The organism is Ruegeria sp. H4 (assembly GCF_056533065.1).
The window spans coordinates 239366-250527 of the sequence record NZ_JBQFOC010000003.1; the positions used below are offsets into that span (position 1 = coordinate 239366).

The following is an 11162-nucleotide window of genomic DNA, read 5'->3' on the forward strand; positions in this document are numbered from 1 at the left end:
ATGTCCTACCCGTTGTCAGATAGTCAGCAGCGATTTTGGAAAGGTCACCAGCTACAGCCGGATGTGCCACTTTATAATATGGCGTGGCGCTTTGATCTGCGCTTTGATCTGAGCGCTGATTTGTTTCAACAAGCCTTTGCCGAGACCGTGCAGGAAAACGCGGTCCTGAGAACGGAATTCCAAGGCCCGCATGATAGTCCCGTTCAGTTTGCGGCTGAGCCGAACATGCAGTTGCTTGATTGTTTCGACCTTAGCACGCAGCCCGACGCCAAGGGTCTACTGGATCAGCAGTTAGACGAGTTAACCCGGTCTCCGTTTGATCTGTCGCACAGCACTTTACGTAGCCAACTGATCAAGCTTTCGGACCATCATTGGGTTTGGGCTGTGTGCCAACATCACATCGTATGTGACGCCCAATCCGGTGCGTTGTTGTTCGCCCAGATGTCGCGCAGATACGCAGCGCTTGAAAGCGGTGAGGTGACAAAGGTCGACCCTTCGCCCAGCTTCTTTGATAGCGCTCCGATGAAGGCGCAGACAGCCGGTACCGAGCCCACTTCACCTGCGCAGTCGGCAACGCCACCTTATGGCAGCGTGCCGAAGCGCTCGTCCTTTTCCAAACGGCTGAGCATCGCCGCAGAACCGTCACTTACCGAGCAAATGGAAAACGCCATCACGCGCCCTGCGTTCCGGTTGTTTACGCCAGATTTATCCCGCTTGGCCTGCTACCTGACTGCTTACATTGCCTATCTCCATCGGGTGACAGGCGACGATCGGATCACAATTGGCCTGCCGTCCCACAACAGGTTGTCAGATGTCGACAAGGCGACACTGGGTCCCTTTGTCGAGGTGCTTCCTTTTGAGATCGAGCTCGGTGCAGATGACACATTTCTGGATCTGCATACGAAGGTTAAATCTGAGCTGGGCGTGTTTCTGAGGCGCGCAAAGCCGGGGGCAGCCGCAGCCGGGAACACATCCGCCATCAGTGCGGTCCTGAACTACATTCAGGCCGAATTCGGAGAGTTTGCAGGCCATCCTGCAGATGTTCAGTGGCTCCACAGCGGCGCTCATGACGCGGCCCACGTCATGCGCCTGCATGTCATGGATTTTTCGGCCAGCGGCAGGCCCGATCTACAACTGGATGTACAATCAGAGGTACTGGACGCTGTTTCACCAGACGCGCTGCAATCGCATTTCCTTGCGATATTGGATGCAGCTTTGAAGACGCCTGAAACTAAGATCGCGGCGCTTGATCTCGCTACCGATGATAACGACAGAGCGATCCTGATGGGCCCGGCCGAATGCCTGCAACCACAAACAGTGTTGCAGGCCTTTGCCGCGCAGGTCGCAAGCTCTTCTGGCTCGGTCGCGCTGTCTCAGGCCGAGGCGCGCGTGACCTACGGGGAACTTGATCGGCGCAGCGATCAGATTGCCGCATATATCGCCCGTCAAGGCATCACCCCTGGATCAAGCATCGCGATCCATATGCCGCGGTCGTTTGAGTTTGTTTTTGCCTTGCTAGGAATTCTAAAGGCGGGGTGCAGCTTTGTGCCCATCGCGGCCAATACACCCTTCGTGCGTGCCGATGAGATCATCAGCCGTTCGGGTGCGCGTGCTGTGGTCCTGGCGTCAGGTGACACGCGTAGCTTTGCGTGTCAGAGCTTAGATGTCGCGAACATTCCCAAAGAGTCTGATCCGATCGTTCACGCGCCGGACAGCACCGATTTGGCCTATATTCTGTTTACATCAGGTTCGACCGGAACCCCAAAGGGTGTCGAGGTAAGCCACGAAAGCCTATCACGCTATACGCAATGGGCGGCAGATACGTTCAGTGGCCCCGAACCAGCACATTATGCGTTTTTCTCGTCTGTTTCTTTTGATCTGACGCTGACCTCACTGTTTGTACCCCTGATAAGCGGGGGTTCCATCCGCATCTATCCAGAACGAACCGATCCAGATTTGGCGGTTCTGGATGTATTCGCAGAAGATGCGGTCGATCTTGTGAAACTTACCCCGTCTCATCTGGCGCTGGTGTGCAAACAGGGGCGGACAGTCCAGCGTATTCGGACGCTTGTTCTGGGGGGCGAGAACTTGACATCGCAGTTGTGTCGGATGGCGAAACAGGTGCTTTCACCGAATCTTGCGCTGATCAACGAATACGGGCCGACCGAGGCTGTGGTTGGAGCTATGTATCACAAGTTCGATGCGCGCGCTGATACCGCGACTTCGGTTCAGATCGGCCAGCCCGACAGCGGTATGTCGATCAGCATCCGCGACAAAGGAATGAACATCTGTCCACTGGGTGTGACTGGGGAAATTGTGATTGGCGGCCGATTGGCAGAAGGATATCTGGCATCGCCTGCGGAAACGGCCGCAAAATTCTGCGACGACCCTGCCGGGCTGCAGGGCCGGGTTTATCGCAGCGGCGATCTGGGCCGGATTACGCGAGACGGGCGTTGCGAATATCTCGGTCGCCTTGACCAGCAGGTTAAGATCGGCGGCGTTCGTTTCGAAGTGGCCGAGATTGATCATGTCTTACGCCAATTGCCAAGTGTAAGCGCGGTACATGTGGCCGCCGGATCTGTGCGAAAGTCTGATGGCACCGAACAAAGATGCAGAGACTGCGGTGTAACCAGCGCTGTTCCGGGGATCGTGTTTTCAGAGCGCGATCTTTGCGGGATTTGCGCTGAGTTTGATCGCTACAAAGACCGTGCCGCCGTCTACTTTCGGGATGAGCCCGAGCTTAGGGCCGAGATCGCAAAAGCCACCCGATCCAGCACCGGCCCATACGACGCCGTGATGATGCTAAGTGGCGGCAAGGACAGTACATATGCCGCATATCGCTTAGCAGGGTATACTTCGCGCGTTTTGGCGGTGACCCTGGACAATGGCTATATCTCGGATCAGTCCAAGGATAACATCCAAAGGGTTGTCGATGATCTGGGCTGGTCGCATCGTTACCTCAGCACTGATAAGATGAACCAGATCTTCGTCGACAGCCTGAAGATGCATTCAAACGTGTGTCAGGGATGCTTCAAAGCGCTTTACACGTTGGCCTTCCGAACCGCACTTGCTGAAGGCGCACCATTGATTGTGACCGGCTTGTCCCGGGGACAGTTTTTTGAAACCCGCCTGACCCCTGATCTGTTCCGAAACGCCGCCCCTACCTGCGCGCAGCTGGATGATATGGTCACCAAAGCACGCAAGGCCTACCACGCCGAGGATGACGCGCTGTCACGCCTGCTTGAAACGGACGACTTGAAGGACGGGCAGTTTCTGGATCAGGTCGCCGTCTTGGATATCTATCGCTATATCGATGTACCCGTTTCCGAGATTTACGCGTTCCTCGAACACCATACCGCCTGGCAACGGCCCTCGGATACAGGACGGTCAACCAATTGCCTGATCAACGATGCTGGCATTCACGTGCATAAAACCCGTAACGGGTATCATAACTACGCGCTCCCCTATGCTTGGGATGTGCGTATGGGCCACAAAACTCGTGCGCAGGCTTTGGACGAACTGGATGATCAGATTGACACAGATCGGGTTCAATCAATCCTGAACGAGATCGGATTTGACGAGCCGATTGAGCCGCCGACAAAACTAACTGTCTATGTCGCAGGTCAGGGCGTGGGCGAACAGAAGGTCTGGCAAACCCTGCAGGCGCATTTTTCACGCAGTGTGTTGCCAGAACATGTGGTGGTGCTTGACGAGATGCCTCTGACCAACAATGGCAAGGTTGATGTGGCACGGTTACCCACCGGGCGGCGCGGTCGGACGGGCCAGCCTATTCAGTTAGTTGCCCCCGAGACAGACATGGAACAGCGCCTGTCTGGGATCGTGGCCGAGGTTTTGAAAACTTCGCGGATCAGTGTGACAGCAGATTTCTTTGATCTGGGTCTCGATAGTTTGGCGGCGATCGAAATCGCGATCAAAGCCAATGAATGCCGGGTCCCTTTGCCCGCCACGGCTTTGTTCGAATACAGAACGCTCAGATCGTTGGCCGGATATGCGGAAACCCTGCCCGAAGAAAACTCCGTCGGAGATGCTGACGACGCTTTGATTGAGCTGGATGAAGACGACCTCTCAAGCATCGCAAAGGCGTTAGGTTGAGATGGGGTATCCGGAGGGCGTTGCTGATATACTTCCTTTGACCTCTGCACAGCAGGGGATGCTGTTTCATTCTGAGGGCGAGAATGAAATGCGCGGGCAATATGTTGCGGTTATCAGCTGCGTGTTGAACGGCCCGTTGGATACTAAGCGTCTGATGGCGGCAATGGACGCTGTGCTGAATGCACGCGATGCATTTCGTGCCGGGTTTCTATGGCAAGGCGTCAAACAACCAGTTCAAGTACTGCGCGAAAATGTATCTCTGCCGTGGAATGAGTTGGATTGGACTGCCCGAACAGATGTTGAGCAAAGCCTGAAAGACCTGATCAAGATAGAACAAACCCGCCAATTCGATCTGAAAACACCACCATTGATGGCTGCCACGCTGATCAAACTCTCTGACACACAATGGCGTTTGATCTGGACGGTTCACCACCTGATCAGCGATGGCTGGTCCACTGGCGTTGCCTTGCGTGACCTCTTTGATCGGTACAGCGGGAAAGACGTGCCGAAGGATATTCCGAGTTTCAAAAGCCATTTGGCTTGGCTGCGCACGCAGGGCCAGCTGACGGAAACGGAGTTTTGGACGGATCAATTCGACGGTCTGGAAGAGCCCAGCTTGCTGCCCGATGCCGATATGAAGTCTGCGCAAACACAGACATCGTTATCTGCGTCACTCGGCCAAGACCTGATGCAACAGATCGAACGCGTTGCCGTACAGTTGAAAATCACACCAAATACCGTTCTGTCCGGGGCATGGGCGCTCTCGCTACGGCGGTTGCTACAGCAGGACGACATAGTCTACGGCACAACAACCGCTGGGCGGCCACCTGAGATTCCCAACATCGCCAACGCCATCGGAGCTTTTGTAAACACTTTGCCAGTTCGGTGCAGGATCGACCCATCGTTGTCAGCCGGTGCGTTCCTGCGAAAGCACGGTCAGGCCGAGATCGAACGCCGCAAGCACGAATTTGCCGCGCTGGCCGAGGTTCAGAACTGCGCCCCTTTTCCAAGCGGAACCGCCCTGTTTGACACTTTGTTCGTCAATGAAGGTGTATCTGAGACAAGCTACGATTTTGATGAGATCCGGATATCCGACCTGACCAACACGCAATACAGCAATTATCCGTTGTCTTTTCTGGTCACACCAAAGTCCGATCTTGGGATAGAGATCTACTTCGATCCGGGTCGCATATCCGATGCAGCTGTTCGAGGGGTTGTTTCTGACTACGAGCGGATACTGTCAGAGATCACAAAAGACCCCGATTGCCTTGTCCGAGACTTGTTGAAACCTCAGAGCGATATTGTGCCTCGTATTGCGGGGCCGATGGCAGAGCATGTCGTGACGCGCTTTCTGCATTGCGTGCGAACGACACCTCAATCCATCGCACTTACTGATGACGCAAAAACCCTGACTTATTCTGAGGTGTCATTGCGCGCGCGTCAGATTGCATATGCCCTGCGACAAGCCGGTGCCCGGAGTGGTGATGTCGTCCCTGTTGCGTTGCCTCGCGGGTCAGATGCGGTGTCGGCGTTTCTAGGTGTGATGATGTCGGGCGCGGCCTATGTGCCACTTGATCTGGACTACCCTGCTGACCGCATCGCGCAAGTACTGGACACAATTCAGCCGAAACTGATTGTGACCACAGAAGCCTGCTTATCAAACCTGCCGAATACACAGGCGCGACCAGTGATTGCAGACACGCTGAAAGAGGCCATAGATCCGGATGACGTCACCACAGGAGACACTGCATATGTCATGTTCACATCCGGCTCAGAAAATAGGCCCAAAGGGGTAGTGATCTCGCAGGGTGCCTTGGCAATATCGACTGCCGCGCGCGACACTGTTTATCGGGATAAACCAGAGGTCTACCTCCTGCTGTCCTCTCTGGCATTTGATAGTTCGGTCGCCGGTCTTTACTGGACGCTCTGCACAGGCGGTCACCTCGTCATCGCCACCAAGAACCTTGAACAGGAGCCCGCCAAGCTCGGAGCTCTAATGGCCCGACATGGGGTGACACATACGCTGTGCTTGCCCGGACTTGCGCGTGTTTTGCTGGCCTCTGTTCCGAAACGCGATTTGCGCAGCCTCAGGGTTTTGATTGCCGCCGGTGAGTCGCTGAACACATCCTTGCCACAGGAGCTGAGGGCGCTTTTGCCCGGTTGTCGGTTGATCAATGAGTACGGCCCGACCGAGGGTACGGTCTGGTGCACCTCTTTCGACGCGACCGAGATCGGCGCCGGGCAGGACGTGCCGATTGGCAGGGAAATTCCCGGGGCTTGGGTCGGTATCCTCGACCGCGATGGACACCCCGCAGCCCCAGGCGTGGTTGGGGAAGTTGTGGTTGCTGGTCCGACGGTGGCAGAGGGGTATTTCCGCGACCCGGAACAATCCCAGGCTCATTTCTTCGAACTGGGCCCACACCGTTTACGCGCTTATCGAACCGGGGATCTTGGGGTTGCCGATGAAACCGGTTGTATCTCGTTTCTGGGTCGAAGGGACAGACAGGTCAAAATTCGCGGTCATCGCGTTGAATTATCCGAGATCGAGGCGGTAGCGCAGAGTATTGCGGGTGACGTGAGGGCTGCAGCGCTTGTACTCGACTCAGGTGGATCAAAGCAGATCGCTCTGGCACTTGAGTGCCCGTCCGGCGATATGCTCTGTGCGCGGGTGCAAAGCCACCTAGTGGCGAGCCTGCCGAAGCCATTCCATCCGAGCTTGGTTGTCGGTGTTGCGGCCTTTCCAGAATTGCCTAACGGGAAGCTGGACCAAAAGACATTGGCATCAGACCTTATGCGGAACTTCGGATCCCAACGGGGCGAAGCTCCTAGCGCGGGGCTTGAGGCACAAGTCGCTGAGCTTTTTGCAGAGGTTCTAGATACGCCGTGCCAGTCGCGCGATGCGAATTTCTTTGATCTGGGCGGGGACAGCCTGTCGACCATCAAAGCCTATGCGATGGGTCAGGAAAGGGGTGTTCACTTTGAACCCACTGATTTGTTCAGCTGTCCAACTGTCGCAGAACTTGCCCAACGCGTCTCAGATCGCCGGTCAGAAGCTTCGTTTTCCGAACCTGAAAGCACGTTTCAAATTTCTAATCCGGGCTCGGGCAAAACCACAGTACTCATTGCACATTGTTCGATACAGTTTTGCAGGTACATGGCCCGCTACCTTGGTCCGGATCATTCGGTGGTTCATATTCCCAGCCATCGTGCGCAGGGCACACCAATTCCACTCGACAAATCCTATCCGGAACTTGCGTCTGCTGCGATCTCGCAACTTGAGCAGTCAGAAATCGATGGCCCCTTTGTTCTATGCGGATACTCGGCCGGAGCGCCGATGGTCATGGAGATGGCCAGGCAAATTGGCGAGGATAAAATCAAAGGGATGGTTCTTCTGGATCCGCCGTTCAAGATGGTGGGGGCGGAACCGGGCTTGCAGCCGATTTACTATCGCACATACAAGCGATTGAGATACATCATCAAAGGCTGGAAACGTCGTTTTAGAGCCCGAAAGACACTGCCCGAGATCAAGAAAACGTTGTCGCAAAACCCGGACGCTGAAGCCTTGCGCATTCGCGGGGTGGAGATTGCACATGAACTGGCGATCAGCGCGTTTCGCGTCCCGCGCTTCGACCGACCAGCGCATGTGTTTTTGTCCCGTGGCAACCCCTCGCTTGAGACAGGGGATGTACTGGATACGCATCTGCGACACAAAACGCTGCACAATCTGGATATGAAACATATCGAGCTGATGGGGCGGCCGGATGCCTTTGCGCCGATTGCGGCGGCTCTCAAAGACTGTTCTGACTTAGAGACTGGCAATCAAGGCTGAAGTGTTTTTAAGCACAGGTGCGCCGTGGACATGAAAAAAGCCCGCGGCCAAGCGCGGGCTTTCATTTTGGTTCTACGCCAGTGGCTTATTGCGGAATCTCGCCTTCCAGACCTTCGACATAGAAGTTCATGCCCGCCAGAGTGCCGTCGTCGGCCACTTCACCATCAGCCAGCCAGTCGCTGCCATCCTGCTTTTTGATCGGACCAGTGAAGGGATGATACTCGCCTGCAGCCATGGCTGCTTTTAGCGCCAGCGCTTCTTCTTTGACATCGGCGGGAACCGCGTCAGAGATTTCGCCGATTGCAACCATGCCTTCCCTGATACCGTCCCAAGTGTTGGCGCTTTCCCATGTGCCGTCCATGACAGCTTGGGTACGCGCGATGTAGTAGGGCGCCCAGTCATCGATGATTGACGAGACCCGCGGGAACGGGGCGTATTCGCTCATGTCCGAGGCCTGACCAAAGGTCACAACATTGCCCGCCTCTTGCGCAGCAGCTTGTGGTGCGGTCGAGTCAGTGTGCTGCAGGATCACGTCCGCACCCTGTTCGATCAGAACCGTGGCGGCGTCAGCTTCTTTAGCGGGATCGAACCAAGTGTAGGCCCAGACGATCTTGAACTCGACATCCGGGTTCACCTTCTTGGCGTGGATGTAAGCTGAGTTGATGCCCCGGATCACTTCGGGGATCGGGTAGGAGCCGATATAGCCGATGATGTTCGACTTGGTCATGTTGCCCGCGATGTGACCCTGAACGGCGCGACCTTCATAGAAACGTGCCGAATAGACCGAGACGTTGTCGGCGGTCTTGTAGCCCGTTGCATGTTCGAACTTCACATTCGGGAACTTCTTGGCCACGTTGATCGTGGGGTCCATGTAGCCGAACGAGGTGGTGAAAATCAGATCGGCCCCTTCCAGTGCCATCTGGGTCATGACGCGTTCGGAATCCGGGCCTTCGGGTACGGATTCAACAAACACGGTTTCGACCTTGTCGCCAAAGTGTTCTTCAACCGCCAGCCGACCCTTGTTGTGCTCATAGGTCCAGCCACCGTCGCCCACGGGACCAACATAGACAAAGCCGACCTTTGTCTTGTCTTCGGCCATGACCCCCGAGGCCAGACCCAGCGCCATGGCGGCGCTTGCCAGAAGTGTAGTGAATTTCATGTGTTACTCCCCAAGTTGGTTCAGTTGGCCCCTAGTGTGAGGCATGGAATACTCGGCCCAGTGAGGCAGGTGCGCTGCTCTTGTCGGCCGAAAGGATCACAAGCACAAGGATCGTGATGATATAGGGCGACATTGCCAGATACTCGACAGGAATGGCAACGCCCGCTGCCTGCAAATTAAGCTGCAAGACAGTGATACCGCCAAACAAATAGGCACCCAGCAGTGCGCGCCATGGCTTCCAACTGGCAAAGACCACCAGCGCCAGGGCAATCCATCCCACACCGGCGGTCATGCCTTCGGTCCACTGTGGTACTCGGATCAGACTGATATAGGCGCCACCAAGGCCCGCACAGGCGCCCCCGAACAAGATCGCCAGAATGCGGATCTTGATGACCTTGTAGCCCAAGGCATGGGCTGCATCGTGGTTTTCACCCACTGCGCGCAGGATCAGCCCGACGCGGGTGTATTTCAGCGTGGCCCAGACCGCCGCCGTAAGCGCTATGCCCACATAGAGGATCGGGTCATGCTGGAACAGGATTGGGCCAATGACAGGGATATCGCTGAGTATCGGGATATGGATATCCCCCATGCTAGGCGGCTTGATGCCCACATAGCTTTGGCCCATCAACGCGCTGAAGCCGAGGCCAAACAAGGTTAGCGCCAGTCCGCTGGCCACCTGGTTGGCCAGCGCCACTTGCGTCAGCAAAACAAACAACAGGGATAGCAACGCACCACCAATCGCTGCGGCGACAAAGCCCAACCACGGAGAGCCGGTTTCAACCGAGATCGCAAAGCCGCTGATCGCACCGACAATCATCATCCCCTCGACGCCGAGGTTCAGAACGCCCGCCTTTTCGACAACCAATTCTCCGATCGCGGCCAGCAGTAGCGGGGTTGCTGCCACCATCAACGAGGCGATCAGAAGGACGGGATTGATTTCACCAAGGTCCATTATGCCACCTCGCTACGGGCCGCACGGATGCGGTAGTTTGTCAAAAGATCGAAGGCCAGAAGGAAGAACAAAAGCATTCCCTGGAATACCTGAATGGCGGCGGCAGGCAGGCCCAGCTGAGATTGCGCGATCTCACCGCCGATATATGTCAGTGCCATCAGACCTCCGGCCAGCAGTATACCCACCGGATGCAGGCGGCCCAGAAAGGCCACGATGATCGCCGTAAAGCCATAGCCGACGTTGAAATCGATGCTGACCTGCCCAGAAGGTCCAGACACTTCGAACATCCCCGCCAGCCCGGCCAATGCACCAGACATGCCAAGGCAGAACAGGATCAGACGAGCCGGGTTTACCCCTGCGAATTTCGCAGCGCGTGGTGCTTCGCCGGTAAGTCGAATGTGAAACCCCAGCATATGTCGGTTCAGCAGCACATAGGAGAAGATCACCGCAACGAAGGCCGCGACAACACCCCAATGCATCCCCGACCCTGCGATCAACTCGGCATTATGCGCGCTGTCATAGGATTGCAGGTTGCGCGAACCGGGAAAGCCGAACCCTTCGGGGTTTTTCAGCAGACCCAGCGAGACCGAGGCCAGCATCTGCTCGGCCACATAGACCAGCATCAGCGACACAAGGATTTCATTTGTCCCGAAACGAACCTTCAGAAAGGCTGGGATCATCGCCCAGAGCCAGCCACCAAACGCCCCGGCAAGTACCATGATCGGAAAGATGTAGAACGCTTCCATCGGGTAGAAAGCCAATCCTGCACCCGCGCCGAAAATGGCCCCCATGATGTACTGCCCCTCGGCCCCGATGTTCCAGATGCCGGCGCGAAAACCCAGCGACAGGCCGATGGCGATCAACACCAAAGGCGCGCCTTTCACCAAGAGTTGTGGACGGTAATAGAACGCAAACTCACCGAACAGCGGTTCCCAGAAGATCGTGCCGATCGCTTCGACCGGGTTCTTTCCCAAAATGGCGAACAGGACACCACCAAACACCATCGTCGCCAAGACAGCTACCAGAGGGGTCGCATAAGACCACGCTTTGGACGGCTGAGGCCGTTTCTCCAACACAATCATCCGCCCATCCCCCTGCGCATTTTCGTT

General features: G+C 56.1%; 5 protein-coding genes. 2 read left to right on the top strand and 3 right to left on the bottom strand.

Annotated elements, in window-relative coordinates; all coding sequences use genetic code 11:
- A complete protein-coding gene (locus ACR0KG_RS17420; protein ID WP_480827973.1) occupies positions 1 to 4113 on the top strand; it encodes an amino acid adenylation domain-containing protein in 4113 nt (1370 codons plus the stop codon).
- Between the two features lies 1 nt (position 4114).
- The gene (locus ACR0KG_RS17425) at positions 4115 to 7942 is read left to right on the top strand and encodes an amino acid adenylation domain-containing protein (RefSeq protein WP_480827974.1); all 3828 of its coding nucleotides are present in this window, start codon (positions 4115 to 4117) and stop codon (positions 7940 to 7942) included.
- Between the two features lie 85 nt (positions 7943 to 8027).
- On the opposite strand, the gene ACR0KG_RS17430 is transcribed toward ACR0KG_RS17425, so the two are convergent.
- The 3 genes from ACR0KG_RS17430 to ACR0KG_RS17440 are packed head-to-tail and all read right to left on the bottom strand — an operon-like array spanning position 8028 to position 11135.
- The gene (locus ACR0KG_RS17430; RefSeq protein ID WP_480548724.1) at positions 8028 to 9101 is read right to left on the bottom strand and encodes a BMP family ABC transporter substrate-binding protein; all 1074 of its coding nucleotides are present in this window, start codon (positions 9099 to 9101) and stop codon (positions 8028 to 8030) included.
- 31 nt (positions 9102 to 9132) lie between these two features.
- On the bottom strand, positions 9133 to 10053 hold the full coding sequence (locus tag ACR0KG_RS17435) for an ABC transporter permease (RefSeq protein ID WP_480827975.1): 921 nt from the start codon (positions 10051 to 10053) through the stop codon (positions 9133 to 9135).
- Positions 10053 to 11135, bottom strand: a complete 1083-nt coding sequence (locus ACR0KG_RS17440) for an ABC transporter permease (protein ID WP_170536120.1) — start codon at positions 11133 to 11135, stop codon at positions 10053 to 10055. Before ACR0KG_RS17440 ends, ACR0KG_RS17435 begins: the two co-directional genes overlap by 1 nt.
- Positions 11136 to 11162 lie beyond the last annotated feature (27 nt).